This window comes from Streptomyces sp. NPDC028289 (assembly GCF_055565975.1).
Map to the genome: position 1 here is coordinate 382,590 of NZ_JBVHTI010000009.1, position 25,046 is coordinate 407,635.

Here is a 25,046-nt window from a genome sequence, read left to right on the forward strand (position 1 = left end):
GATGTTCCACATTTCTATACAGGCACCGTCGGGTCATCCCGCTCGGCACGTTTTCATACTGCGCCCCCTGCGCGGCCGTACATGGCTTTGAGCGCCGCGCACCGTCGGCATCGCACCGCCCGCAAGGGCGCCGAAGCCTCCGCGCGACTCGGCCGACACCGTCGGCACCACCGGTCAGCGGCCCGTCGGACCACCGCCGGATCAGACCACCACTCCGACAGCGCGCCCGCGCACCGCGTGATGCGACCGGCCGGCGGGGACGGCACCGCCCGCCCGGCGGCCTCCTCCCGGACCGCAAGGTCCCGCCACGAGGAAAAGCGTCTTATGCGGCGCTCCTCACACGGCATCCCGCTCCACCGGGCAGCTCATGCACCGCGGCCCGCCCCTCCCCCGCCCCAGTTCGCTCCCCGGGATCTCGATCACCTCGATGCCCTGCTTGCGCAGATGGGTGTTGGTGGTGGAGTTGCGTTCGTAGGCGACCACGACCCCGGGTTCGACGGCGAGGACGTTGCAGCCGTCGTCCCATTGCTCGCGCTCGGCCGCGTGCACGTCCTGGGTGGCGGTCAGGACCCTGATCTCGCTGAGGCCGAGGGCGGCGGCGATCGCCCGGTGCATGTGCTCCGGCGGGTGGTCGGTGACCTTGAGCTCCTTGTCGCCGGCGCCCGGTTCGATGGTGTACGAGCGGAGCATGCCGAGCCCGGCGTACTGGGTGAAGGTGTCGCCGTCGACCATCGTCATCACGGTGTCGAGGTGCATGAAGGCGCGCCGCTTCGGCATGTCCAGGGCGACGATGGTCTGCGCCGAGCCGGCCGCGAACAGCTTGTGCGCGAGCATCTCGACGGCCTGCGGGGTGGTGCGCTCGCTCATGCCGATCAGGACCGCGCCGTTGCCGATCACCAGGACGTCGCCGCCCTCGATGGTGGACGGGTAGGCGGCCTGCCCCTCCGACCACACGTGGAACGTTTCGCCGCGGAAGAGCGGGTGGTGCCGGTAGATCGCCTCGAAGTGCACGGTCTCGCGCTGCCGGGCGGGCCAGCGCATGGCGTTGATGGAGACGCCGTCGTAGACCCAGGCGGAGGTGTCGCGGGTGAAGAGGTGGTTGGGGAGCGGTTCGAGGAGGAAGTCGTCGAGGTCCATGACATGGAAGCGGACCGAGGTGGGCTCCTCGTGGGCGGCCAGGAACTCCCGCTTGGTCATGCCGCCGACCAGCGCCTCGGCCAGTTCGGCCGCCGGCAGTTTCCCGAAGGCGGTGCGCAGGTGGTCGGTGGCGAGGGGGCCGTACTCCTTCTCGTCGAAGACCCGGTCCAGGACGAGGGTGCGGGCGGCCTGGATCTCCAGCGCCTCTTCGAGCAGGTCGCCGAAGAGGTGGACGGCGACCCCGCGGTCGCGCAGCACGTCGGCGAAGCCGTCGTGCTCGGCCCGGGCCCGGCGCACCCAGAGGACGTCGTCGAAGAGGAGGGCGTCCTTGTTGCTCGGGGTGAGCCTTTTGAGCTCCAGATCCGGCCGGTGGAGTATGACGCGGCGCAGCCGCCCGGCCTCGGAGTCGACGTGGAATCCCATGCCTCCATCCTGACCATCGGCGACCGTGTTCACCCCCTGCTCGACCGTTTCTTGTTCTCGTCCCCTTGACGACAAGCAGAGTCCAAGATTATGGTCATCCTGACTCTAAAAGCGAGGGGGCGGATCCGATGGCCGACATCACCCGGCGCCTGGGCTGGCGCCATCTGCGCGGCGCGCCGACGGCGCACGTCAGACACCACCGGGGCGAGAAGCTGCTGCACGACGGGCCGGGGCTCAGCTTCTGGTTCCGCGCGCTCACCGCGGCGATCTCCGAAATACCGGTCGACGACCGTGAACTGGCGATGACCTTCCACGCCCGTACGGCCGACTTCCAGGACGTGGCGGTCCAGGCGACCGTCACCTACCGCGTCGGAGACCCGGCCGTCGCGGCCGCCCGTCTCGACTTCTCCATCGACCCGGACACCGGTGTCTGGCGCGGCACCCCCCTCGAACAGCTCGGCACCCTGCTGACGGAGACGGCCCAGCAGCACGCGCTGGACGCGCTGGCCCGCACCCCGCTCGCGGAGGCGCTGGTCGACGGGGTGGCGGTGGTCCGGGAGCGGATCGCGGCCGGCCTGGCCGCGGAACCGCGGCTGCCCGCAACCGGCATCGAGGTGGTGGCCGTCCGCGTGATGGCCCTGCGGCCGGAGCCCGAGGTGGAGCGGGCGCTGCGCACCCCGGCCCGCGAGCAGATCCAGCAGGAGGCCGACCGGGCGACGTACGAGCGGCGCGCGGTGGCCGTCGAGCGGGAGCGGGCGATCGCCGAGAACGAGCTGGCGAGCCAGATCGAACTGGCCCGCCGCGAGGAACAGCTGGTCGAGCAGCGGGGCACCAACACGCGGCGGGAGGCGGAGGAGCACGCGGCGGCCGACGCGGTCCGGGCAGAGGCGGAGGCCACCCGCACGGTGAAGCTGGCGGAGGCGGAGGCCGCCAGGTCCGTGAAGCTGGCGGACGCGGAGGCGGCGCGCACGGTACGGCTGGCGGAGGCGGAGGCGTCGCGCTCCGCGAAGCTGGGCGAGGCGGAGGCGGCCCGGGCGGTCACGCTGGCGCGGGCCGAGGCCGCGGCGGCCCGGGAGGTCGGTGAGGCGCGGGCCGCGGCGCAGGCTGCCTGGCTGCGGGTGCACGGCGAGGCGGACGTGGCCACGCTGCACGCCCTCACCGGCGCCCGGCTCGCCGAGAACCTGCCGCGCATCGACAGCGTGACCGTGTCGCCCGACGTGCTGACCGGGCTGCTCGCCAGGCTGGGCGGGGAGCGGGAGTGAGCCTCGCGCCGCGGGCCGTGCTCGTCCACCGGACCACGGAGTACGAGGAGCTGGTGGCCCGGCACGGCACGCACGGCCAGGCCGCCTTCTTCCTCGCCTCCCGGGGCCGGGACATGGCCGAGGTCGCCGAACGCCACCGGCGCACCCGGCGGGCGCTCGCGGAGGTGACCTCGGCGGTGCCGCTGGCCTGGCGCCAGGCCCGGGTCGAGCGGGCCGACCTGGACCGCTTCCTGTTCGCGCCGGAGGACGTGGTCGTGGTGGTCGGCCAGGACGGGCTGGTGGCGAACGTGGCCAAGTACCTGGACGGCCAGCCGGTGATCGGCGTCGACACCGACCCCGGCCGCAACCCGGGGGTGCTGGTACGGCATCGCCCGGAGCAGGCGCCCGTCCTGCTGGCCTCCGTCGCGGCCACGGCCACGGGCGCCGACGAGCTGACGATGGTCGAGGCGGTCGCCGACGACACCCAGCGGCTCGTGGCGCTCAACGAGATCTACTTCGGTGCCGCCGGTCATCAGACCGCCCGATACCGCCTGGGCCTCGAGAACGACGGGGGTGTCGTCGAGGCCCAGGCCTCTTCCGGAGTGCTGGTGGGCACCGGCACGGGGGCCACCGGCTGGCTGCGCTCGGTGTGGCGGGAGCGCGGCGCCCGGCTCCCGCTGCCCGCCCCCACGGAGGACCGCCTCCTCTGGTTCGTCCGCGAGGCCTGGCCCTCGCCGGCGACCGGGACCTCCCTGGTCGCCGGCGAGCTGACGGCCTCGGCGGCCCTGACCCTCACGGTCGAGTCGGACCGCCTGATCGCCTTCGGCGACGGCATCGAGACCGACTCCCTGGAGCTGACCTGGGGCCAGACGGTACGGGTGGGGGCGTGCTCGCGGCGGCTGCGGCTGGTCGGCTGACCGGCCGGCCGGAGCCGCCGCGGTTCACAGCCGCGGGTCCACCGGCTCCGACTCCAGGGCCAGCACCCCGAACACCGCCTCGTGCACCCGCCACAGCGGCTCGCCGTCCGCGAGGCGGTCCAGGGCCTCCAGGCCGAGGGCGTACTCGCGGATCGCCAGGGACCGCTTGTGGTTGAGGAAGCGGCCCCGCAGGCGGGTGAGGTTGTCGGGGCGGGTGTACTCGGGGCCGTAGATGATCCGCAGGTACTCCCGGCCGCGGCACTTGATGCCGGGCTGGACCAGCCGGCCCTGCGGGTCGCGGACCAGCGCGTCGGCCGGTTTGACGACCATGCCCTCGCCGCCCCGGCCGGTCATCTCCAGCCACCAGTCGACGCCTGCCTGCACCGACTCCGGGTCGCCGGTGTCGACGTGCAGGCGCCGGGTGGTCTGCAGCAGGCCGGTGGGGTCGTGCTCGACCAGCCGGTCCAGGAGCGCGAGCTGCTCGTCGTGCGGGAGCGCGGCGAGGCTGCGGCCCTGGACGGCGAGGATCTGGAAGGGGGCGAGGCGCACCCCGTCCAGGCCCTCGGTGGTCCAGCAGTAGCGGCGGTAGGCGTCGGTGAACGCGGCCGCGTCGGCGGCGCGTTCACGCTGCCGGGTCAGCAGGTCGGTCACCGCCACGCTCCGGGCCGCCGCACGCTCGAGGGCGGCCAGCGCGCCCGGGAAGACCGCGCCGGAGGCGGCGCCGACGGCCGCGTACTGGGTGCGCAGCAGGCCGGAGGCCTTGAGCGACCAGGGCAGCAGTTCGGCGTCCAACAGCAGCCAGTCGGTGGCGAGTTCGTCCCAGAGGCCGGCCGCGTCGACCGAGGCGCGGATGCGGCCGAGGATCTCTTCGGTCACCGACTCGTCGGCGAAGAACGGACGCCCGGTGCGGGTGTACAGGGAGCCGGTCGGGCCGGGGGCGACGCCGAAGCGCTTGTGCGCGACCTCCGCGTCCCGGCACACCAGCGCCACCGCTCGCGAGCCCATGTGCTTCTCCTCGCACACCACGCGGGCGACCCCGTCCGCGGCGTACTGGGCGAAGGCCTCCGCCGGGTGCTCCAGGTAGCCGTCGACGTGACTCGTGGCCGTCGGGGCCATGGTCGGCGGCAGGTACGGCAGCAGGCGGGGGTCGATCGCGAAGCGGCTCATCACCTCCAGGGCGGCCGCCGCGTTCTCCTCGCGGACCGCGATCCGGCCCTGGTGACGGGTCTCGACGACGCGGCGCCCGTGGACGTCCGCCAGATCCAGCGGGCGTCCGTCCTGGCCGCCCGGCGCCTCGGTGAGCAGCGGGCGGGCCGGTTCGTACCAGACCCGCTCGGCCGGTACGTCGACCAGCTCCCGCTCCGGCCAGCGCAGCGCGGTCAGCTTGCCGCCGAAGACCGCGCCGGTGTCCAGGCAGATGGTGTTGTTCAGCCAGGTCGCCTCCGGGACCGGGGTGTGGCCGTAGACGACGGCCGCGCGGCCCCGGTAGTCCTCGGCCCACGGGTAGCGCACGGGCAGGCCGAACTCGTCGGTCTCGCCCGTGGTCTCGCCGTACAGGGCGTGCGAGCGGACCCGGCCGGAGGTGCGGCCGTGGTACTTCTCGGGCAGCCCGGCGTGGCAGACGACCAGCTTCCCGCCGTCGAGGACGTAGTGGCTGACCAGTCCGTCGATGAACTCCCGTACCTGCGCCCGGAACTCCTCGCTCTCGCCGGCCATCTGCTCGATGGTCTCGGCGAGTCCGTGGGTGTGCTGGACCTTGCGGCCCTTGAGGTGACGGCCGTACTTGTTCTCGTGGTTGCCGGGCACGCACAGGGCGTTGCCCGAGCCGACCATCGACATCACCCGGCGCAGTACGCCCGGGCTGTCGGGGCCGCGGTCGACGAGGTCGCCGACGAAGACGGCCGTACGGCCCTCGGGGTGCACGCCGTCCTGGTAGCCCAACTTGACGAGCAGGGACTCCAGTTCGTTCGCGCAGCCGTGGATGTCGCCGACGATGTCGAAGGGGCCGGTGAGGTGGGTGAGGTCGTTGAACCGCTTCTCGGTGACGACGGTCGCCGACTCGATCTCCTCGGTACCGCGCAGGACGTGCACCTTGCGGAAGCCCTCGCGCTCCAGGTGGCGCAGGGAGCGGCGGAGTTCGCGGATGTGGCGCTGGATGACCCGGCGGGGCATGTCGGCCCGGTCGGTGCGGGCCTTGTTGCGTTCGGCGCACACCTCCTCGGGCACGTCGAGGACGATGGCGACGGGCAGCACGTCGTACCGCTTGGCCAGGTCGATCAGCTGGCGCCGGGACTCCTGCTGGACGCTGGTCGCGTCGACGACCGTGCGGCGGCCGGCGGCGAGCCGCTTGCCGGCGATGTAGTGGAGGACGTCGAAGGCGTCCTTCGTGGCGCTCTGGTCGTTCTCGTCGTCGGAGACCAGACCCCGGCAGAAGTCGGAGGAGATGACCTCGGTCGGCTTGAAGTGGCGCCGGGCGAAGGTGGACTTGCCGGAGCCGGAGGCGCCGACGAGGACGACGAGGGAGAGGTCGGTGACGGGGAGGACCCGTCCGGTGCGCTGTGTCCCGGTCATGCCGCCTTCGCCTCCTTCGCGGCGCGTTCGGTGGCCGTGCTTATTTCAAAGACGGCCATCTGGGTGGGCGGGCCGACCTCGGGGTCGTCCGGGCCCACGGGGGTGAACTCGACGTCGTAGCCGTGGAGTTCGGCGACCCGGTGGGCCCAGGCGCGGAACTCCTCGCGGGTCCACTCGAAGCGGTGGTCGCCGTGCCGGGTGTGGCCGGCGGGGAGGGTCTCCCAGCGGACGTTGTACTCGACGTTCGGGGTGGTGACGAGGACCGTGCGCGGGCGGGCGGCGCCGAACACGGCGTACTCCAGGGCGGGCAGCCGTGGCAGGTCGAGGTGTTCGATCACCTCGCTGAGCACGGCGGCGTCGTACCCCTTCAGCCGCTTGTCGGTGTAGGCGAGCGAGCCCTGGAAGAGGTTGACGCGGGCGGCCTGCCGCTCCCCCATGCGGTCCAGCTTGAGCCGCCGGGAGGCGATGGTGAGCGCCCGCATCGACACGTCGACGCCGACGATCTCGGTGAAGGACGGGTCCTTCAGCAGCGCCTGCACCAACTGGCCCTGACCGCAGCCGAGGTCCAGGACCCGGGCGGCGCCGGAGCGCCTGAGGGCGTCGAGGATCGCGTCCCGGCGCTGCACGGCGAGCGGGGTCGGCTTCTCCTCGGTCTCCGTCTCCTCCTCGACCGCGTTGTCGATCTCCTCGACCTCGCTGTCGTCGGTCTCGGCGAGCCGTACCAGCTCCAGCCGTTCCATCGCCTGCCGGGTCAGCGACCAGCGGCGGGAGAGGTAGCGGCTGGTGATGAGCTTCTGCTCGGGGTGGCCGGACAGCCAGCCCTCGCCCGCGCGCAGCAGCTTGTCGACCTCCTCGGAGGAGACCCAGTAGTGCTTGGCGTCGTCGAGGACGGGGAGCAGGACGTAGAGGTGGCGCAGCGCCTCGGAGAGGGTCAGCGCCTCGGACTCCAGGACCAGTCCGACGTACCGCGACTCGCCCCACTCCGGGAACCGGGCGTCCAGGGCGACCGGTTCGGCGGTCACCGTCCAGCCGAGCGGCTCGAAGAGGTGCCGTACCAGGTCGGGGCCGCCGCGGGCGGGCAGCGCGGGTATCTCCACGCGCAACGGCCGCGGCTGCGCCGGGGCATCGGGGCGGGCCTTGCAGACGCCGCGCATCGCGCTGGAGAAGACGTTGCCGATCGCCACGGCGAGCAGCGAGGAGGCCGCGTAGGGGCGGTCGTTGACGTACTGCGCGAGCGCCGCGTCGGGTGCGCCGCCGCGGCCCTTGCCCTTGCCGCGCCGGACCAGCGCCACCGCGTCCACCTCCAGGAGCAGCGCCGCCGTGCAGCGCTCGGCATCCGCCTCGGGGTAGAAGACGTGCGCGATGCCGTGCGAGGTGGTGAAGGTCTGCGCGTTGTCGGGGTGCTTGTGCAGCAGGAACCCGAGGTCGGTCGCGGGACGTTCGGGGGTGCCGGTGGTGGTGATCGTCAGGAACACGGTGGGTCGCCTCGAAAAGGGTCAGGAAAGGGTGCGAAAGCGCTGGTCGCGCGGTTGTTCGCGGTTCCAACGTACCTAGGGACGCGAGTGGGTGCGCGGAATTTCTCCGGGGCTGGGGGAGGAACTGAGCGACCAGCCACGACGGCGCCGCGGACGAACAACGACGCGACGCATCTCGGCTCTTCGAGCGGAACGCTCAGCCGTCGGCCCGCTTCCACGCGCCGACGCCGAGCTTGCCCGTGGTCCCGAGATCGAGGCCCGGGGTGACCGTCACGGGCGCGGCGCCCGGCTTCGCCAGGACCCGGACGTAGGGCACGTTCACGGCCGTGCCCGCCAGCGTCGTGTTGCGCCAGACCAGGCCGGAGAGGGCGGTCTCACCCGGTTTCAGGACCAGCGGGCCCGGCGGCTCGTCGAAGCCGGTTCCGGTGGCGACGGCGGCGCCGCCGTGCAGGATGCGGATGCCGTCGACGGGCTTACGGTCGTCGTCCAGCAGGCTCAGCGCCGGGTAGCCGTCGAGCGTGTAGTCCCGCTTTCCACAGTTCTCCAGGTGGAGTCCGACGACCCGCAGGCCCATCGCGGCGTCGCCGTCGTCGGCCCACAGCCGCACACCGGAGGCGGGGCAGGCGCCCGTCCGGGACGGTGCCTCGTCGGCGGGAACCTTGGTGACCTTGGCCACCTTCACCCGCGTCACCGGGGAGGCACCGGGGACGAGCACACCCAACTCGACGGTTCCGCCGGCGCTGTGGCCCGGCCGGACCCCGGGCACGGTCACCTCTTTGTTGGCCATGACCGCGCCGGTGTCCGTCGTGAAGTCGAAGAGCACGGTGTAGGTCATGGCCTGGTCGCCGTCGTTGCCGACCTGGTAGGCAGCGGAGATGCCGGAGTCGCCGGGCAGCCGGTCCGCGTGCACCGACCCCGGGGTGGCGGACGGGGTCGGGGAGGCGGAGGGGATGGTGACCGAGGTGATCCGGACGCCGTCCACCGGGGGGTCGGTGACGGTGGCGCGGGGTGCCGGGACGGCCGCGCCGGCTCCGCCACCGGCGGCCGAGTGCTCCGTGCCACAGGCCGTGGCCAGGAGGAGGACGGCGGCGGGGGCGAGGAGACGAGGGCGGGGTCTGCGCATCCGGCCACCCCATCAGGGCGGACGCCGGACGACTGTGACGGAAGCCACAGCTCCGGTCACAGCCGTGTCACAGCCGACCGGATGCGCGACCCCGGCCGGTTACGACAGCTGCGACTGGACCTGCGTGGAGATCAGCTCCAGGTGGTCGAGGTCGGAGAGGTCGAGGATCTGGAGGTAGAAGCGGCGGGAGCCGATCTCGGCGTAGCGGCCGATCTTCTCGACGACCTCGGCGGGGGTGCCGGCCAGGCCGTTCTCCTTCAGTTCGGCGACCTCGCGGCCGATGGCGGCGGCACGGCGGGCGACCTCCTGGTCGTCCTTGCCGACGCAGACCACGAGGGCGTTGGAGTACGTCAGCTCGTCCGCCCCGCGGCCCGCCGCCTCGACGGCGGCCCGCACCCGGCCGAACTGCTGCTCGCTGTCCTCGACGGAGGCGAACGGCATGTTGAACTCGTCGGCGTACCGCGCGGTCAGCTTCGGGGTGCGGCTGGCGCCGTGGCCGCCGATCAGCACCGGGATCCGCGCCTGGGCGGGCTTGGGCAGCGCGGGCGAGCCGGTGAGGTCGTAGTAGGTGCCGTGGAAGTCGAAGGTGTCGCCGAGCTTGGTCTCCCAGAGCCCGGTGACGATCGCCAGCTGCTCCTCCAGGCGGCCGAACTTCTCCTTCGGGAAGGGGATGCCGTACGCCTTGTGCTCCTCCTCGAACCAGCCCGCGCCGAGGCCGAGTTCGACCCGGCCGCCGGACATCTGGTCGACCTGGGCGACCTGGATGGCGAGCACGCCGGGCAGCCGGAAGGTTCCTGCGGTCATCAGGGTGCCGAGGCGGATCCGCTTGGTCTCGCGGGCGAGTCCGGCGAGGGTGACCCAGGCGTCGGTGGGGCCGGGCAGGCCGTCCACGTCGCCCATCTTCAGATAGTGGTCGGACCGGAAGAAGGCGTCGAATCCGAGGTCTTCGGTGGCCTTGGCGACGGTGAGGAGGGTGTCGTAGCTCGCGCCCTGCTGGGGCTCGGTGAAGATACGAAGGTCCATACACCTATCCTGCACGGCCGCCGCCCCGTCAACCGCATCGGCACCGCCCGTCACGGGCGTCCACCCCCGGGTGAATGTCGTCAACGGCGGGGTCTCGGGGCTGCGCGGGCCAGTGACCGGGCTGTGCGGTGATCGTTGGGTGGGGGGAGCCGGGCCGTCCGGCACCCGCGCCGGACGGTCGCCGTCGCCGCGCGTCGTTCGTGGCCCGCAGCAGACGGCGGGCCGGGGGGCCGAGGAGGCCGTCTTGTCCGAAGAGTCCGTTCCACCACAGGGTGACCCCTCCTCCGGTCAGCCCAAGGGGCTGCTCCAGCAGATGGAGGAACTCATGGCGGCATTGAACGCGGACCTGTCCGCACTGGACGCGGACCTGCAGCGGCCCGCGAGGGATGAGGCCGGCCTCGGCCAGGAGGCACGTCCGAGGCCCTAGCGCTGCCGGCCGAGCCGAGCGGGGGCCGGTGCGTCGGTCGGGTGCGGGCCGGTGGGGGCCGGTCGCGCCCACGCGGCGGAGCCGCACATTGATACAGCCCCGCGCCCCTGAAGGGGCGGTCACCCCGGTGTTTTCAGGGGCGCTGGGGGTACCCCCGGCCGAAGGCTGGGGGAGGAACCGCGCGACCAGCCACGACGGCGCCGCAGACACAGACGGCAGACGGCAGACGGCACATCCCGGCTCTTCGAGCGGAACGCTCAACCGTCGCGGACCTCCTCCCTGGCCGCCAGCTTGCGGAGCATCTCCAGGACCCTGTCCCTGGACTCGTCGGCCGCGTCGATGGCCTCCATGCACTGCCAGTACGTCGCCTCGTCGGCCGCGGCACTGGCCATGCCGACCAGCGCGATGCCGGCCTCGGCGAGGAGGCCGCCGAGACTCAGCAGGGTCTGGCGGGCGTCGTCCAGTTCGGTGAGCTGGGCGGCGCGCAGGGTGCCGGGGTCCAGGTCGGGGGTGTCCAGCACGCCGCAGCCCCGGCCCGCCAGCTCGGTCAGGCCGAGGGCCTCGCCGCGCAGCTCGGGCGGGCCGGAGACGGCCAGCCGGCTGCCGATCGCCTGGGCCAGGGCCTGGGCCTGCCACACCTCGGTCATCATCTCCGGAACGCCCGCGCCGTGCGCCAGCGCCTGTCTGCTCGCCACGATGAGCCGCATCGCGTCCATCCGTCGCCCCGTCCCCGTCGGTCCGAACTGCCTTGCCGCACTCAGTAGTTCACTACCCAGAGTGAGGGTTCCCGAGACGTGTAACCAGAGGAAGACGGAAATCTGTGGACAACAATTCGGATTCGGGCGGGGTGATGGCTACTGAGCGTTAAACCGGAGCGCCGAACTCCTTGCCCACGCCGTCCCGACAGCCCGTCAGGCGGGCGGGAACCGCTTCTCGTTGCGGTCGATCTTCGCGGCGAGCGCGGCCAGCGGGTCGATGTCCAGGACGTCGCAGAGCTGGAGGAGATAGGAGAGGACGTCGGCGACCTCGTCCGTGACCCGGTGGGCGGTGCCGGGGTCGGCCATCACCCGGGCGGACTCCTCCGGGGTCAACCACTGGAAGATCTCGACCAGTTCGGACGCCTCCACGCTGAGCGCGGAGGCCAGGTTCTTGGGGGTGTGGTACTGCCGCCAGTCGCGGGCGGCGGCGAACTCGGCCAGCCGGCGCTGGAGTCCCGCCACGTCGAGGGGTTCGTGGGTCACGCGTCCAGGTGTACCACTGTGATCGCCTCCGCTCCCTCGGCCCATGAGACGTCGCTCACCGCGCCGACGAGCCGGATGTGGCCGCGCTCGCCCATCAGGACGGCCGTGCGCAGCAGTTCGGCGCGCTGGCCCGGGTCGAGGCTGCGGTCGAAGCCGTCGGCGAGGACGGTGAGGCCGCGCATGGCGTCGGGGACCTCGCCGGGTGCGTCGACCGCGAGGACGCCGGGTCCGGTGAAGAGGACCAGGGCGAGGGCGAGGTAGCGCAGTTCGCCGTCGCCGAGCCGCTCCAGCTCCGTGCGGTGGCCGTCGCCGCGGTCGAGGAGCGCCCGTACCGTGCCGTCGCCGAGCGGCTCGGCGAGCAGGTCGACGACGGGGCCGGCGCAGCCGGTGCGCACCGCGTCGACGAGCAGGCCGTGCCGGCGGCCGCATTCGGTGCGGGTGCGCCACAGGACGTCGGCGAGGTTGCCGCAGCCGCACAGCAGCCGGCCGGAGCCGGTGCGGACGGGGGTGCGCATGTCCTCGGGCCGCGGGTCGCAGGGGAACACCGACCGCAGCGCGACGACCATCTGCTCGGCGGCGGCGAGGACCTGCCGCTGCCCGTCCGTCTTCCCGGCGACGCGCAGCGGCAGCAGGGCGGTGCCGAGGCGGTCGTCGGGGAGCGGGGCCCGGGTCACCGGTGCGGAACCCGCGGTGTGCCAGGCGGCCTGCACGGCCGGGCGGCTCGGGTCGCGCAGCGCGGTCTCCAGGAGCACCAGGTCGCCCGCGGTCAGCCGTTCGCCGACGACGCGCAGTTCGGGCTCGGCCTGGACGGCGAGGTCGAGCCGCACCGGCCCCTCGGCACCGTCGGCCGTACACCCGATGCGGAACCCCCGGCGCCGCTGCGCGTCGGGCCGGGCCCGTTCCGGCACCAGCGCGCCCGGGTCCGGGAACACGTCCGCGAGCACGGCCCCGCCCCCGAGCCGGGCGAGCGCCTCGTAGGCGGCGAGCGCCGCGCTCTTCCCGCTCCCGCTGGGCCCGGCGAACAGGGTGACCTGCCCGACGGGAAAGGTCGCGCCACGGTGCCGGGCGAAGGCGGAGAGGCGGAGCTCGGTGACGCGGGGGCGGGGGTCGCGACGCGGGGCGGGGGCAGGTGCCGGGCGGGGAGCCGGTGCGGCGGCAGACGGTGCTCCCCGGCCGCCCGCGCGGGCGCGCGGGACGGTCTCCGACGGCCCGGCGGGCGCGCCCGAGCCTGCCGGGCGGGGCCACCCGGGGGCCGAACCGCCAGGCCCCGTCGGCGCGTTCGGCGCCACCGACGGCACCCTGTCGTCGGGCGACGGCGGCAGCGGCAGCAACGGCGACGCGGCCGACGACGGCGACGGCGACGGCGACGGGGCCGACGTATCGCCCGAGGCGGAACCGGCGAAGGGCGAAGGGCGGGACGCGGACGAGGCAGAGGGCACGGCCATATGCGGACCGTAGGCCTCCGGCCGCCCGGCGAACCGTTCCGCCCACCTGCCCTTCCTTCGATCGGGGGATGTCCGGCCGTCCCGCCGATCGGCTCGGCCTCTGCGCCGGACCGGTCGTCAGCCCCCGGAGACCCCCGCGCCCTCCATCAGCCCGCCGACCTCCGTGCCGGGCGGGGTGAGGAGGAAGACGTTGCGGTCGACCCGGTGCATTCCGCTGGCCAGGCCGAAGACCACGCCCGTGCTGAAGTCGAGGACGCGTTTGGCGACCTCCGTCTCGGCGCCGGTGAGGTCGAGCAGGACCGGTATCCCGGCCATCAGCGTCTCGGCGACGTCACGCGCGTCGGCGAAGACGTTGACCCGCAGGACGACGAAACGGCGGCGCGTCTCGGTCTCCGCGTCCGGCAGCGCCCGGTGGTCCACCGCCGACGGCCAGGCGTCGCGGCCCCGCAGCGGCACCACCTGGGCGAGCCCCTCCCACTGTTCATCGGTGACGTCGTAACGGCTCACCGGCTCCCCCTGACCTGACTCGCACTCGATGCCTGCACCAGCCAATTCTTACGCCAAGTCACCCGTTCGGCCCAACAGCGACACGAAGCGCGAGCGTTTCCGGGCACCCGGGCAGGAAAGAAGTGATCTTTTCACTATTCAGCCGATTGCCGCGCATTGGGGGCCTCTTACCGCCCTCACACCGGACTCTTCTCCTCCTGTGACGCCGTGCTCACCGCCCGCGATTACCGTCCGGTCCGTGCGCTTGGCAGAAACACAACAGGTGACACCCGACCGGCGGACACAGTCGGCGGTGTCCGCCGCTCCGGGCGATGCCGGAGCCCCCGCCCCCTGGCACCGCGTGCTGACCCTCCTCGCCGACATCGGCCTGTTCATCGGCACCCGGTCGGTGTGGACGCAGGCGGTGACGCACCACCAGGTCCTGGCGGCCCTGATCTCCCTCTGCTACGTCTCGATCCTGGTGACCGGCGTGCTGACGCTGACGGTCCGCAGCACCCGGTCGCTGGCCCGCCTCGACCTGGTGGTCCTGGTCACGGCGGTGGCGCTGGCGCTGTGCGCGTGGGTGCTGAACCACAACGGCGGCGACGAGGGCGTCCTCACCACCCAGGCCGCCAGGGAACTCGTAGCCGGCCACCCGGTGTACGGACAGCCCTGGCCGTGGCTGTTCGGCGGCAAGGGGGTCGCCCTCACGCCGACGATAGGCGGCAGCTACGACTACACCTACGGCTATCCACCGCTGGCCCCGCTGCTGACCGTCCCGCTGCTGTGGCTCGGCCACCACGGCGCCCCCGCGACGGCGGTGTGCGCGGGCGCCCTGATCGCCGGCACGGTCGTGCTGTGGCGGATGCTCCCGGTGCCGTGGCGCTCGGCGGCGACGCTGAGCTGCCTGGGTTTCGGTTTCCTCTCCACCTACTCCCGGGTCGGCTACCCGGCCGTCATCGCCCTGGCGCTGCTGATCCCGGTGGTGGTGCGCTGGCCACGGATCGGGCAGGGCGGGCGGCTGGGGACGGCCGGGATCGCGCGGGCCGCGTGCCTCGGGGCCGCGTGCGCGGCACAGCAACTGCCGTGGTTCGTCGCGCCGTTCCTGCTGGCCGGCATCTACGCGGTGCGGCGCGGGGAGCTCGGCGGCCGGGCCGCCGCCCTGGTGGTCCTGCGGATCACCGGGGTGGCCGTCACGGTGTGGCTGCTGATCAACACGTACTTCATCGTGTCCGAGCCCGGCCGCTGGCTGCGCGGGATCGCGCTGCCGCTCACCCAGGGTGCCGTGGTGCACGGCCAGGGCCTGGTGGACATCACGCTCTACTACACGAACGGCAGCGACCGCATCGACTGGTACTCGCACGCGAGCATGCTCCTCGCGGCGGCCCTGCTGGCCCTGTTCGTGCTCTTCGTACGCCGGCTCGGGCCGGCCGCGACCGTGCTGCCGTGGCTCGCCTTCTTCCTGGCGACCCGCTCCCAGGACGGCTACTACCTGCTGATGACCCCGTTGTGGCTGGCGGCGGCCGTCACCGCCCCGCTGTCCGAGTTCGAGCACGCCTGGCAGCCGCGTCCGGCCCTGCTGACCGGCCCCCGCCGCCGTCCCGCCCTGATCGTGACGGTCGTCCTGCTGCTCGCCCCGGCGCTGGTGAGCGCGGCGCTCGCGGTGTCCGGCCGGCCGCCGCTGCGGATGGAGATCACCGCTCTGCGGCGGGACGGGCACCAGGCCGCGGTGGTGCGGGCGATGACGCTGAAGGTGGTCAACACGGGGAGCGCCCCGCTCACCCCGCACTACACGCTCACGACGGGCCAGGGCATGAGCAAGTACTGGCTGCTGGTACGGGGTCCTGCGACGATCCCCGGGCACGGCACGGCGAGCGTCGAACTCAGGCCGTCGAACGGCAGGTTCGGCATCCCCGTCAAGCCGAGCACCCGGATCCGGCTGCGCGCCTTCACCGCGGATCCGCAGACGTTGTCCAGCCGGGACGTGAAGATCAGCCGTACGGTCCGCTAGACGCTCCGCTGGAATCGCCGTGATCTGTCGACCGCGGCGCCGTCGTGGCTGGTCACGCACTTCCTCCCCCAGCCTTCGGCCGGGGGGTACTCCCAGCGCCCCTTACGGGGCGCTTCAGGCCCCCGTGCGGGTGAAGCGCAGGGTGGCGGTCACCGTGGTGGGGCCGCCCATCATGCGCATCTGGTTGAAGGTGATGCCGAACTCCTCGCGAACCACCTGGAACTCGGCCTCCAGCGTGAGCCCGTCGGCGTCCGCCGAGACCAGCTTCGCGGTGGCCTGCTGCGGCCTGCTGATGCCCCGGACGGTCAGCTGGCCGTCGACCTTCACCTCGTCACCGGTGCGCCGGGCACTGCGTACCGCGAAGGTGATCTCCGGGTGGTTCTCGGCATCGAAGAAGTCGGCCGAGCGCAGGTGGTCGTCGCGCTTCTTGTTCTTGGTGTCCAGCGAGGTCGCGTCGATCGAGAGGGTGCCGCTGGCGGTGCCGTCGGCGGCCACCTCGCCCCGGCCGGTGACGCCCGCGAAGGTGCCCTTGACGGTGACCAGGCCCCAGAAGGTCTTGTGCCCGACGGCGACGGTGGAGGCGGTCGGGTCGAGCTGCCAGAGGCCGGTTGCCACGGTGACGGTCATGGCCGTACTCCGATTCCTTGGTGGTTCAAATTTGGATGACTGCGGTACGGCTGCACGCTAACCCAATATCCAAATTTGGACAACAGGTAGACTCGATGCCATGGCCGCCGCCCAGGAACACCCCGCAGAGCTGCCCGAATGTCCGTCCCACGCGGGCGGCGGGCTGCTCCCGGCCGAACTGCGTGCCTGGATGCTGCTGCTGGCCGCGACCGGTGCGGTGGAGCAGCGGCTGCGGTCGGTCGTGAAGGAGACGCTGGACGTCTCGCACGACGAGTTCCTGATCCTGTGCCTGCTGGCCGAGCAGCCCCGCGAGGGTCTGCGCATGACCCGCATCGCCGAGCTTCTGGGCCGCCCCAAGACCCGCCTCACCTACCAGATCGCCTGCCTCCAGCACGCCGGTCTCGTCACCCGCAAGGCCGCCTGCGGCGACAAGCGGGGCATCGAGGTCGCCCTCACCGACAAGGCCCGCCGCCAGATCCAGGACGCCTCCGCCGCCCTCGCCGAGACGGTCGCTCAGGCGGTCGGCCACGTCATCGGCCCGGCGCAGCGCGAGGCGCTGTGCGCGCTGATCCCGGAGCTCGCCGACGACACGCCCTGACCGTACGAATCCGGCCACTTCACCCCCGGGAGGCGCAGGTCACAGCCACGGCGAGGGCAAGGTCACAGCCCTGTCACCCGTGCACCTTTGGCGCTCTGCCCTAGCATCCGAGCATGACGGTCCTGCCTGACGACGGGCTCTCACTGGCCGCCGAGTTCCCTGACGCGACGCAAGAGCAGTGGCAACGCCTGGTCGAAGGCGTGCTGCGCAAGTCCGGCAGGGAAGTCTCGGGCGAGGCCGCCGAGGACGCCCTGTCCACGACGCTGGAGGACGGGCTGCGCACCCGTCCCCTGTACACCGCGCGCGACACCGCACCCGACCCCGGTCTGCCCGGCTTCGCGCCGTACGTGCGTGGCGGCCGTCCGGAGGGCGGCACCGCGGGCGGCTGGGACGTACGGCAGCGGCACGCGGCGGCTCCCGACGGCGCGGTCCTGGCCGATCTGGAGAACGGCGTCACCTCGCTCTGGCTGCTCGTGGGCCGGGGCGGCATCCCCGTGCCCGGACTCGCCCGCGCCCTCGACGGCGTCTACCTGGACCTGGCCCCGGTGGTCCTGGACGCCGGCCGGGACACCGAGGCGGCGGCGGCCGAGCTGCTGCGGCTGTACGACGAGAAGGGCGTCGCCCCCGAGGCGGTGCGCGGCAACCTGGGCGCCGACCCGCTGGGGTACGAGGCGCGCACCGGCACCGCCCTGCCCTTCGCTCCCGTCGCCGATCTGGCGAGGCGCTGCGCCGGGGAGTTCCCGGGCCTGCGGGCGCTGACCGTGGACGCGCTGCCGTACCACGAGGCGGGCGGCTCGGCCGCACAGGAGCTGGGCGCCTCGCTGGCCACCGGGGTGGCCTACCTGCGCGAGCTGACCGAGGCCGGTCTCGGCATCGAACAGGCCCTCGGGCAGCTGGAGTTCCGGTACGCGGCGACCGCCGACCAGTTCCTGACGACCGCCAAGCTGCGCGCGGCCCGCCGGCTGTGGGCGCGGGTCGCCGAGGTCAGCGGTGCGGCCGACGCGGGCGCGCAGGTGCAGCACGCCGTCACCTCGCCGGTGATGATGAGCCGCCGCGACCCGTGGGTGAACATGCTCCGTACGACGGTCGCGACGCTGGCCGCCGGGGTGGGCGGCGCCGACTCCGTCACCGTGCTGCCGTTCGACCACGCGCTCGGCCTGCCGGACGGGTTCGCCCGCCGGATCGCCCGCAACACCTCGACGATCCTCATCGAGGAGTCCCACCTGGCCCGGGTCGTCGACCCGGCGGGCGGCTCCTGGTACGTCGAGCAGCTCACCGACGAACTCGCCCACGCGGCCTGGGAGTTCTTCCGGACCGTCGAGCGCGACGGCGGTCAGGCGGCCGTCCTGCGCTCCGGCCGCCTGCGCACCGACCTCGCGACCACCTGGGCCGAGCGCTCCAAGAAGCTCGCCAAGCGCCGCGAGCCCGTCACCGGGGTCAGCGAGTTCCCGTTCCTCGCCGAGAAGCCGGTGGTGCGCGAGCCCGCCCCCGAGCCGCCGTCGGGCGGCCTCCCCCGGGTCCGCCGTGACGAGGCCTTCGAGGAGCTGCGCGCCCGCTCGGACGCCCACCTCGCGGCGACCGGCGGCCGCCCCCGGATCTACCTGGCGACGCTCGGCCCCGCCGCCGCGTACACCGCGCGCGCCGGCTTCGCCGCCAACCTCTTCCAGGCCGGCGGCATCGAACCCGTCACCGAGGGCACCTTCGAGGAGAGCGGCGCCACCGAGGCGGTGCTCTGCTCCAGCGACGCGTTCTACGCCGAACAGGCCCCACAGGCCGCCGAGTCGCTGAAGGCGGCCGGTGCCCGGCACGTGGTCCTCGCGGGCCGGGGCGAGTTCACCGGTGTCGACTCGTACGTCTTCGCGGGCTGCGACGCCGTGGCCGTGCTGTCCGAGACCCTCGACCGCATGGGAGTGTCCTGATGGGAATCCCCGACTTCTCCGGCATCGAGCTGGGCACCCCCCTCACCGCGGGCAGCGCCGACCAGTGGCGGGCCGCCGCGGGTGACCCGCCCGTGTGGGAGACCCCGGAGGGCATCGGGGTCAAGCCGCTCTACACCGGCCGTGACCTGGAGGGCCTGGACTTCCTGGGCACCTACCCGGGCATCGCACCCTACCTGCGCGGCCCCTACCCGACGATGTACGTCAACCAGCCCTGGACCATCCGCCAGTACGCGGGCTTCTCCACCGCCGAGGAGTCCAACGCGTTCTACCGGCGCAACCTGGCGGCCGGCCAGAAGGGCCTGTCGGTCGCCTTCGACCTGCCCACGCACCGGGGCTACGACAGCGACCACCCGCGGGTGACCGGTGACGTCGGCATGGCGGGCGTGGCCATCGACTCGATTCTCGACATGCGCCAGCTCTTCGACGGCATCCCGCTGGACAGGATGACCGTGTCGATGACGATGAACGGCGCGGTGCTGCCCGTGCTGGCGCTGTACATCGTGGCGGCGGAGGAGCAGGGCGTCGCGCCCGAGAAGCTGGCCGGGACCATCCAGAACGACATCCTCAAGGAGTTCATGGTCCGCAACACCTACATCTATCCGCCGAAGCCGTCGATGCGGATCATCTCCGACATCTTCGCCTACACCTCGCAGCGGATGCCCCGCTACAACTCGATCTCCATCTCCGGCTACCACATCCAGGAGGCGGGCGCGACGGCCGACCTGGAGCTGGCGTACACGCTCGCGGACGGCGTCGAGTACATCCGGGCGGGCCGGGAGGCGGGCCTGGACGTGGACGCGTTCGCGCCCCGGCTCTCCTTCTTCTGGGCGATCGGCATGAACTTCTTCATGGAGATCGCCAAGCTGCGGGCGGCCCGGCTCCTGTGGGCGAAGCTGGTCGCGCAGTTCGAGCCGCAGAACACCAAGTCCCTCTCGCTGCGCACCCATTCGCAGACCTCGGGCTGGTCGCTGACCGCGCAGGACGTCTTCAACAACGTCACGCGGACGTGCGTCGAGGCGATGGCCGCGACCCAGGGCCACACCCAGTCGCTGCACACCAACGCCCTGGACGAGGCCCTCGCGCTCCCGACGGACTTCTCGGCGCGTATCGCCCGCAACACCCAGCTGCTCATCCAGCAGGAGTCGGGCACCACCCGGGTCATCGACCCGTGGGGCGGCAGCGCCTATGTGGAGCGGCTGACGTACGACCTCGCGCGCAAGGCCTGGGCGCACATCCAGGAGGTCGAGGCGGCGGGCGGCATGGCCAAGGCGATCGACGCCGGCATTCCCAAGCTGCGCATCGAGGAGGCCGCGGCCCGCACCCAGGCCCGGATCGACTCCGGACGGCAGCCCGTGATCGGCGTCAACAAGTACCGGGTGGACAGCGACGAGCAGATCGAGGTCCTCAAGGTCGACAACTCCTCCGTGCGCGCCCAGCAGATCGCCAAGCTGCGGCGGCTGCGCGCGGAGCGGGACGAGACGGCGTGCCGGGACGCGCTCGACGCGCTGACCCGGGCGGCGGACGGCGACGGCAACCTGCTGGAGCTGGCCGTGCACGCGGCCCGCGCCAAGGCGACCGTCGGTGAGATCTCCGACGCCCTGGAGAAGGTGTACGGCCGGCACGCGAGCCAGATCCGTACGATCTCCGGTGTGTACCGCAACGAAGCAGGCGAGTCCCCGGACGTGGACCGTACCCGGGCCCTGGTCGACGCGTTCGGCGAGGCCGAGGGGCGCCGCCCGCGCATCCTGGTCGCCAAGATGGGCCAGGACGGTCACGACCGCGGCCAGAAGGTGATCGCGACCGCCTTCGCCGACCTCGGCTTCGACGTCGACGTCGGCCCGCTCTTCCAGACCCCCCAGGAGGTCGCCCGCCAGGCGGTGGAGGCGGACGTCCACGTGGTCGGCGTGTCCTCGCTGGCGGCCGGACACCTCACCCTCGTACCGGCGCTGCGCGAGCAGCTCGCCGAGGAGGGCCGGGCGGACATCATGATCGTGGTCGGCGGTGTCATCCCGCCCCAGGACGTGCCGGCCCTCCTGGAGATGGGTGCCACGGCCGTGTTCCCGCCCGGGACGGTGATCCCGGACGCGGCCTACGACCTGGTGAAGCGGCTGTCGGCGGAACTCGGGCACGACCTGTGATCGATGTCGACGCCTATGTGAAGGGTGTGCTCGACCAGAAGCGCGCGGTCGTCGCCCGCGCCATCACCCTCGTCGAGTCCACCCGGCCGCAGCACCGGGTGCTGGCGCAGGAGTTGCTCACCGAGCTGCTCCCGCACAGCGGCCGGGCCCGGCGGATCGGCATCAGCGGGGTGCCGGGCGTGGGCAAGTCGACGTTCATCGACGCGTTCGGCACGTTGCTGACGGGACTGGGGTACCGGGTCGCGGTCCTGGCCGTGGACCCGTCGTCGACGCGGACCGGGGGATCGATCCTCGGTGACAAGACACGCATGGAGCGGCTGGCGGTCGACCCGAACGCCTTCGTCCGCCCCTCCCCCAGCGCGGGCACGCTGGGCGGGGTCGCCAAGGCGACCCGCGAGTCGATGGTGGTCATGGAGGCGGCCGGATACGACGTGGTCCTCGTCGAGACCGTCGGCGTCGGCCAGTCGGAGACCGCGGTCGCCGACATGGTCGACTCCTTCCTGCTGCTCAGCCTTGCCCGTACCGGCGACCAGCTCCAGGGCATCAAGAAGGGCGTCCTGGAGCTGGCCGACGTGATCGCCATCAACAAGGCGGACGGCCCGCACGAGCGCGACGCCCGTTCCGCGGCGCGGGAACTGGCGGGCGCGCTGCGCCTGATGCACGGCAAGGACGCCTTCTGGACTCCCCCGGTGCTGAGCTGCAGCGCGCGGGAGTCGACCGGCCTGGAGCTGGTCTGGGAACGCCTGGAGCAGCACCGGGCACTGCTCGACTCCACCGGGCGACTCGCCGACAAGCGGCGGGAGCAGCAGGTGGGGTGGACCTGGTCGATGGTCCGGGACGAGCTGCTCGGGCGGCTCTCCGCCCACCCCGCGGTGCGCGCGGCCGCCCCCGACCTCGAACGGCAGGTCAGGGACGGCACGTTGACGGCGACGCTGGCCGCCGAACACATCCTCAAGGCCTTCGAGGAACCTCAGGCCAACTGATCCTGGAGCGCCTCGCGGGCCCGGGCCACCCGGGAGCGGACCGTGCCGACGGGACAGTCGCTGACCTCGGCGGCGTCGGCGTACGGCAGCCCGACGAGCTGGGTGAGGACGAACGCCTCGCGCCGCTCGTCGGGCAGCGCCGCCAGCAGATCCATGAGCGCGACCCCGTCGTCGAACCCGGGCAGCCCGTGCGGCTGGGCCCGCTCGACGGCCTGTTGCCAGTCGGGGACGTCCGCCGGGCGCGGCCTGGCGGCGGCGTACCGATGGCTGTCCACGACGGCCCGGCGGGCGATCGACAGCAGCCAGGAACGGGCCGAGCCGTGGCCTTCGAAACGGTGCAGGCTGCCCAGCGCGCGCAGGAACGTGTCCTGCGCGAGGTCGTCGACCGCCTGCGGGTCGGCGCAGAGATGGGCGACGTACCGGAGGACGTCGCGGTGCAGGGCCCGTACGAACGCGTCCACGGCGGCCGTGTCCCCGGACCGGGCGGCGAGGGCCCAGGCCGTGATCGACGCGTCGCGTTTCTCCGTCGCCTCGGCGCATGCGGGCAGGACAGAAGTGATCACTCGGTGTCCTTGTGAGAAAGGTGAAGGGGGAGACGGCCCGGTGGCGCTCGCGGTGCTCAAGCGGGCGTACGGCCGCCTGTTGGTCCGGGGCGCGCTTGGGCGGCTCCGGAACACCAGCTGTCGTCAGGCGACAGCCGTCCGCACGGGCGGACCCCTGGAAGTGATCGCGTGGACGAGGAGGAGAAGCCGCGGCGCCCGGTCCGAACGGCGGCGGCGCGGCCGGGGCCGTGGGCGCTCGGGGGTGGCCGGCAGAGCGAGCAGCAGCCGGAGCGGCGCGACGAGCCGGCCGGCGACGGCCCGGACGATACGGAACGCTGCGCGTTCGCCGTGGCCGAGCCAGAGGCCGCACAGCAGCGCGGCGAGGAGGTGGGCGGCGAACATGCCGGTGGATGCGGTGCCGCCGGTACCGAAGCCCAGGTATTCGACGGGGTCGGTGTGGGCGGCGGCCATGTGCATCGACCCCATGTTCATGGCGGCCATGTCCCCGGCCATGTCCATGTGCATGGATCCCATGGGCGCGGTGTGGGTGCTCCACACCTGAGCCGCGGAGAAGCCGGAGTGCAGGGCCGTCTGGGCGCCGACCGCGGCGGACACGACCAGGGGCAGCCCGCGTTCGCGGCCGGACAGGGCCCAGCCGAGGGCGCCGGTGAGCGCCAGGGCGGCGGCCAGGGTCCAGGCGGGCACCCGGCTGCCGGACATCAGGACGTGGCCCAGGGCGGCGAGCAGCACGCAGACGGCCGCGAACACCGCGGACCGTATCGTGCGCGCACACCATCCTGCCGTCATGGCGCATCATCCTTGCAGCCGGTGCGGACCTGTCGGGGAGTGGTACGGCGATCCACAGCCAGTGCGCTCAACTCACAGGCGAGGTGAGGTGGTTCACAGAGTCGTTCGGCTGCGGCCCGGCGGGGGCTGGTCGCGCAGTTCCCCGCGCCCCTGAAGACACAGCTGCGGGCAGTCGTGCCGCTGGGGCGGCACGGGTGGGCGCTGGGGGTCCCCCGGGCCGAAGGCTGGGGGAGGCACCCGGCCGGCGCCGGTGAGCGTCCCCACCCCGGCCCCAGCTCACCTCAGCCCTTCGCCCACGGTCCCTCCGGTACCCCCGGCCGCACCCTGGCCCGCGTCACATCCACCACGATCGTGCGGTCCTCGTCCAGGTCCTCCCTGACCCGGCGCAGGCGCCCGGCGGCGTCGATCCAGTACTTCAGCGGTGCGTCACCGGCGGAGATGACGTCGTAGCGGCGGCCGTCGATCCGGTCCGTGCCGAGGTGGCGTCGGCCGGACCGGGCGATCCGGCGCGCGTCGTCCGGGCGGGCGGCGGCGAGGGAGAGCGTCAGCCGCAGGGCCGTGTCCAGCGAAGCGGGCCCGTAGCGGCGGCGGATCCACGCCGTCGGCTTCAGCCGCGCGGCGTCCCGTACCGCCTCCGCCGTCGACGCCGGTCTCGCCAGCGGGCCCGCGCTGCCGTCCGCCTTGGGGCGGGCGACCTCCAGCCCGGCCCCGTCCCACGCCAGCAGCCCCCGCTCCGCCGCGTCCCCCGTGTCGAACCAGCCCACCGCCCGGTGCCGGTGCTCGTCGACCACCGCGCGGACCACGGCCGTACCGCCGGGCAGCGGTGCCCGTACCGTCACCTCGGCGGGGCTGTCCCGGTAGGCGCGGAGCGGGGTGAGGGCCATGCGCCGGGCCTCGGCCGCGGAGAGCGGGCGCGGCCCGTCGCCGCCGGCGAGGAGGAACGGCAGGGTCGCGGACACGCCCGTGACGGCGGCGAGGGCCGTCCAGGTCCAGGGGGATCGCATCCGTGCTCGTACCTTCGTCGCCGCTGTCCGCATGACATGTACCTACATGCGGACGGGCCGCGCCCGGTCTGCACCGGTGCGCGGCCCGCTCGGCATCACCCTTGCGGGGTGCGCCGTTTACTCCGTACCGAGGCTCCGGACGGCCTCGCGGATCAGGTCCGCGACCTTCTCGGGGTGCGCGAGCATGACCAGGTGGGAGGAGTCGACCTCGACCGTGGTCATGCCGGCGCGCTCGTAGCCGTAGCGCTCGACGTCCGGGTTGATGGTGCGGTCGGAGGACGACACCAGGCCCCAGGACGGCTTGGTCTTCCAGGCCGCGACCGGGGCCGCCTCGGCGAAGGCCGCGCCGGCCAGCGGGCGCTGGGAGACGGCGAGCACCCGGGCGAGGTCCAGGTCGACGTCGGCGGCGAAGATCGCGGGGAACCTGTCGGTCTCGACGGTGACGTCGGTGCCCGGCTCGTCCGAGCCCTCGACCGGGAACGGCGTGTACACCAGGGCAGAGGCGAGCTCGGAGTCCGGGAACCGGCCCTGGAGCTCGCCGAGGCTCTCGCCCTCCTCCAGGGCGTAGCCGGCCAGGTAGACCAGGGCCCGCACGTTGTCCTCGGCGCCCGCGACGGTGATGACGGCACCGCCGTAGGAGTGGCCCACCAGGACGACGGGGCCGTCGACCGCGCGGACCACCGAGGCGATGTACGCGGAGTCGCCGGTGAGGCTGCGGTTGGGCACGGCCGGGACGAGCACCTTCAGGCCGTCGGCCAGCAGTTCGGGGACGACCCGGGCGAAGCTGGACGCGTCGGCGAAGGCACCGTGCACCAGGACGACGGTGGGTGTGGAGTCGGTCATGGGAATTCCTTGTCGGCGGTGCGGGGCAGGGCTGACGGAGGGGG

22 protein-coding genes are annotated in these 25,046 nt (G+C 73.0%); 8 read left to right on the top strand and 14 right to left on the bottom strand.

Annotation, left to right across the window (positions count from 1 at the left end; translation table 11 throughout):
- Positions 1-336: 336 nt before the first annotated feature.
- The gene (locus tag ACZ4UV_RS41520) at positions 337-1,560 is read right to left on the bottom strand and encodes an arginine deiminase (protein WP_451020733.1); all 1,224 of its coding nucleotides are present in this window, start codon (positions 1,558-1,560) and stop codon (positions 337-339) included.
- A gap of 128 nt (positions 1,561-1,688) precedes the next feature.
- Here ACZ4UV_RS41520 and ACZ4UV_RS41525 point away from each other — a divergent pair, with 128 nt between their 5' ends.
- Both ACZ4UV_RS41525 and ACZ4UV_RS41530 read left to right on the top strand, forming a co-directional pair.
- On the top strand, positions 1,689-2,822 hold the full coding sequence (locus tag ACZ4UV_RS41525) for an SPFH domain-containing protein (protein WP_390034951.1): 1,134 nt from the start codon (positions 1,689-1,691) through the stop codon (positions 2,820-2,822).
- Complete coding sequence (locus ACZ4UV_RS41530; RefSeq protein ID WP_451020734.1) at positions 2,819-3,718, top strand: hypothetical protein; 900 nt, start codon at positions 2,819-2,821, stop codon at positions 3,716-3,718. The genes ACZ4UV_RS41525 and ACZ4UV_RS41530 overlap by 4 nt, the downstream gene beginning before the upstream one ends.
- Before the next feature lie 24 nt (positions 3,719-3,742).
- Here the strand turns inward: ACZ4UV_RS41530 and ACZ4UV_RS41535 are convergent, their stop codons facing one another.
- The 4 genes from ACZ4UV_RS41535 to ACZ4UV_RS41550 all read right to left on the bottom strand — a co-directional run bounded on the left by ACZ4UV_RS41535 (position 3,743) and on the right by ACZ4UV_RS41550 (position 9,910).
- Positions 3,743-6,289 carry a polynucleotide kinase-phosphatase gene (locus tag ACZ4UV_RS41535; RefSeq protein WP_467845242.1) on the bottom strand — a complete coding sequence of 849 codons (2,547 nt, stop codon included), beginning with the start codon at positions 6,287-6,289 and terminating at the stop codon, positions 3,743-3,745.
- Positions 6,286-7,764, bottom strand: a complete 1,479-nt coding sequence (locus ACZ4UV_RS41540; protein ID WP_451020736.1) for a 3' terminal RNA ribose 2'-O-methyltransferase Hen1 — start codon at positions 7,762-7,764, stop codon at positions 6,286-6,288. Before ACZ4UV_RS41540 ends, ACZ4UV_RS41535 begins: the two co-directional genes overlap by 4 nt.
- 196 nt (positions 7,765-7,960) lie before the next feature.
- Positions 7,961-8,887, bottom strand: a complete 927-nt coding sequence (locus ACZ4UV_RS41545; protein WP_390034955.1) for a DUF4232 domain-containing protein — start codon at positions 8,885-8,887, stop codon at positions 7,961-7,963.
- Between the two features lie 99 nt (positions 8,888-8,986).
- The gene (locus ACZ4UV_RS41550) at positions 8,987-9,910 is read right to left on the bottom strand and encodes an LLM class F420-dependent oxidoreductase (protein WP_390034956.1); all 924 of its coding nucleotides are present in this window, start codon (positions 9,908-9,910) and stop codon (positions 8,987-8,989) included.
- 244 nt (positions 9,911-10,154) lie between these two features.
- On the opposite strand from ACZ4UV_RS41550, the gene ACZ4UV_RS41555 reads away from it, so the two are divergent.
- Positions 10,155-10,337, top strand: coding sequence for a hypothetical protein (locus tag ACZ4UV_RS41555; protein WP_451020737.1), 183 nt, complete (start codon positions 10,155-10,157; stop codon positions 10,335-10,337).
- 257 nt (positions 10,338-10,594) lie between these two features.
- On the opposite strand, the gene ACZ4UV_RS41560 is transcribed toward ACZ4UV_RS41555, so the two are convergent.
- The 4 genes from ACZ4UV_RS41560 to ACZ4UV_RS41575 all read right to left on the bottom strand — a co-directional run bounded on the left by ACZ4UV_RS41560 (position 10,595) and on the right by ACZ4UV_RS41575 (position 13,530).
- Positions 10,595-11,053 carry a DUF6099 family protein gene (locus ACZ4UV_RS41560; RefSeq protein ID WP_467845247.1) on the bottom strand — a complete coding sequence of 153 codons (459 nt, stop codon included), beginning with the start codon at positions 11,051-11,053 and terminating at the stop codon, positions 10,595-10,597.
- A 195-nt stretch (positions 11,054-11,248) separates the two neighbouring features.
- On the bottom strand, positions 11,249-11,623 hold the full coding sequence (locus tag ACZ4UV_RS41565; RefSeq protein WP_451021321.1) for a nucleotide pyrophosphohydrolase: 375 nt from the start codon (positions 11,621-11,623) through the stop codon (positions 11,249-11,251).
- Positions 11,575-13,023 (bottom strand): AAA family ATPase, encoded by a 1,449-nt coding sequence (locus tag ACZ4UV_RS41570; protein WP_467845250.1) that lies wholly within the window; start codon positions 13,021-13,023, stop codon positions 11,575-11,577. The genes ACZ4UV_RS41565 and ACZ4UV_RS41570 overlap by 49 nt, the downstream gene beginning before the upstream one ends.
- A 117-nt stretch (positions 13,024-13,140) precedes the next feature.
- Entirely contained in the window at positions 13,141-13,530 is a 390-nt protein-coding gene (locus ACZ4UV_RS41575; RefSeq protein ID WP_093498570.1) for a cell division protein SepF, read from the bottom strand.
- Positions 13,531-13,822: 292 nt separating this feature from the next.
- Between ACZ4UV_RS41575 and ACZ4UV_RS41580 the strand changes: the two genes are divergently transcribed.
- A complete protein-coding gene (locus ACZ4UV_RS41580; RefSeq protein ID WP_390034960.1) occupies positions 13,823-15,520 on the top strand; it encodes a hypothetical protein in 1,698 nt (565 codons plus the stop codon).
- A 114-nt stretch (positions 15,521-15,634) separates the two neighbouring features.
- On the opposite strand, the gene ACZ4UV_RS41585 is transcribed toward ACZ4UV_RS41580, so the two are convergent.
- The gene (locus ACZ4UV_RS41585) at positions 15,635-16,147 is read right to left on the bottom strand and encodes a YceI family protein (protein ID WP_451021319.1); all 513 of its coding nucleotides are present in this window, start codon (positions 16,145-16,147) and stop codon (positions 15,635-15,637) included.
- A gap of 100 nt (positions 16,148-16,247) precedes the next feature.
- Between ACZ4UV_RS41585 and ACZ4UV_RS41590 the strand changes: the two genes are divergently transcribed.
- The 4 genes from ACZ4UV_RS41590 to meaB all read left to right on the top strand — a co-directional run bounded on the left by ACZ4UV_RS41590 (position 16,248) and on the right by meaB (position 21,806).
- Positions 16,248-16,745, top strand: a complete 498-nt coding sequence (locus tag ACZ4UV_RS41590; RefSeq protein WP_451021318.1) for a MarR family winged helix-turn-helix transcriptional regulator — start codon at positions 16,248-16,250, stop codon at positions 16,743-16,745.
- A 113-nt stretch (positions 16,746-16,858) separates the two neighbouring features.
- Positions 16,859-18,664 carry a methylmalonyl-CoA mutase family protein gene (locus tag ACZ4UV_RS41595; RefSeq protein WP_451021317.1) on the top strand — a complete coding sequence of 602 codons (1,806 nt, stop codon included), beginning with the start codon at positions 16,859-16,861 and terminating at the stop codon, positions 18,662-18,664.
- A complete protein-coding gene (gene scpA / locus ACZ4UV_RS41600) occupies positions 18,664-20,823 on the top strand; it encodes a methylmalonyl-CoA mutase (protein WP_451021316.1) in 2,160 nt (719 codons plus the stop codon). The genes ACZ4UV_RS41595 and scpA overlap by 1 nt, the downstream gene beginning before the upstream one ends.
- On the top strand, positions 20,820-21,806 hold the full coding sequence (gene meaB, locus ACZ4UV_RS41605) for a methylmalonyl Co-A mutase-associated GTPase MeaB (RefSeq protein ID WP_451021315.1): 987 nt from the start codon (positions 20,820-20,822) through the stop codon (positions 21,804-21,806). The genes scpA and meaB overlap by 4 nt, the downstream gene beginning before the upstream one ends.
- On the opposite strand, the gene ACZ4UV_RS41610 is transcribed toward meaB, so the two are convergent.
- The 4 genes from ACZ4UV_RS41610 to ACZ4UV_RS41625 all read right to left on the bottom strand — a co-directional run bounded on the left by ACZ4UV_RS41610 (position 21,794) and on the right by ACZ4UV_RS41625 (position 25,002).
- Positions 21,794-22,369, bottom strand: coding sequence for a sigma-70 family RNA polymerase sigma factor (locus ACZ4UV_RS41610; RefSeq protein WP_451021314.1), 576 nt, complete (start codon positions 22,367-22,369; stop codon positions 21,794-21,796). The genes meaB and ACZ4UV_RS41610 overlap by 13 nt on opposite strands.
- Before the next feature lie 123 nt (positions 22,370-22,492).
- Positions 22,493-23,155 carry a hypothetical protein gene (locus ACZ4UV_RS41615; RefSeq protein WP_390034967.1) on the bottom strand — a complete coding sequence of 221 codons (663 nt, stop codon included), beginning with the start codon at positions 23,153-23,155 and terminating at the stop codon, positions 22,493-22,495.
- Positions 23,156-23,436: 281 nt separating this feature from the next.
- A complete protein-coding gene (locus tag ACZ4UV_RS41620) occupies positions 23,437-24,159 on the bottom strand; it encodes a hypothetical protein (protein ID WP_451023285.1) in 723 nt (240 codons plus the stop codon).
- 117 nt (positions 24,160-24,276) lie between these two features.
- The gene (locus tag ACZ4UV_RS41625) at positions 24,277-25,002 is read right to left on the bottom strand and encodes an alpha/beta fold hydrolase (protein WP_467845260.1); all 726 of its coding nucleotides are present in this window, start codon (positions 25,000-25,002) and stop codon (positions 24,277-24,279) included.
- Positions 25,003-25,046: the final 44 nt, after the last annotated feature.

Excerpts from the sequence above, each read along its gene's own strand:
- ACZ4UV_RS41520 (WP_451020733.1), bottom strand. The coding sequence starts at position 1,560 with ATGGGATTCCACGTCGACTCCGAGGCCGGGCGGCTGCGCCGCGTCATA.
- ACZ4UV_RS41525 (WP_390034951.1), top strand. The coding sequence starts at position 1,689 with ATGGCCGACATCACCCGGCGCCTGGGCTGGCGCCATCTGCGCGGCGCG.
- ACZ4UV_RS41535 (WP_467845242.1), bottom strand. The coding sequence starts at position 6,289 with ATGACCGGGACACAGCGCACCGGACGGGTCCTCCCCGTCACCGACCTC.
- ACZ4UV_RS41545 (WP_390034955.1), bottom strand. The coding sequence starts at position 8,887 with ATGCGCAGACCCCGCCCTCGTCTCCTCGCCCCCGCCGCCGTCCTCCTC.
- ACZ4UV_RS41550 (WP_390034956.1), bottom strand. The coding sequence starts at position 9,910 with ATGGACCTTCGTATCTTCACCGAGCCCCAGCAGGGCGCGAGCTACGAC.
- ACZ4UV_RS41560 (WP_467845247.1), bottom strand. The coding sequence starts at position 11,053 with ATGGACGCGATGCGGCTCATCGTGGCGAGCAGACAGGCGCTGGCGCAC.
- ACZ4UV_RS41565 (WP_451021321.1), bottom strand. The coding sequence starts at position 11,623 with ATGGGCCGAGGGAGCGGAGGCGATCACAGTGGTACACCTGGACGCGTG.
- ACZ4UV_RS41570 (WP_467845250.1), bottom strand. The coding sequence starts at position 13,023 with ATGGCCGTGCCCTCTGCCTCGTCCGCGTCCCGCCCTTCGCCCTTCGCC.
- ACZ4UV_RS41585 (WP_451021319.1), bottom strand. The coding sequence starts at position 16,147 with ATGACCGTCACCGTGGCAACCGGCCTCTGGCAGCTCGACCCGACCGCC.
- ACZ4UV_RS41590 (WP_451021318.1), top strand. The coding sequence starts at position 16,248 with ATGGCCGCCGCCCAGGAACACCCCGCAGAGCTGCCCGAATGTCCGTCC.
- ACZ4UV_RS41595 (WP_451021317.1), top strand. The coding sequence starts at position 16,859 with ATGACGGTCCTGCCTGACGACGGGCTCTCACTGGCCGCCGAGTTCCCT.
- scpA (WP_451021316.1), top strand. The coding sequence starts at position 18,664 with ATGGGAATCCCCGACTTCTCCGGCATCGAGCTGGGCACCCCCCTCACC.
- ACZ4UV_RS41615 (WP_390034967.1), bottom strand. The coding sequence starts at position 23,155 with ATGACGGCAGGATGGTGTGCGCGCACGATACGGTCCGCGGTGTTCGCG.
- ACZ4UV_RS41620 (WP_451023285.1), bottom strand. The coding sequence starts at position 24,159 with ATGCGATCCCCCTGGACCTGGACGGCCCTCGCCGCCGTCACGGGCGTG.
- ACZ4UV_RS41625 (WP_467845260.1), bottom strand. The coding sequence starts at position 25,002 with ATGACCGACTCCACACCCACCGTCGTCCTGGTGCACGGTGCCTTCGCC.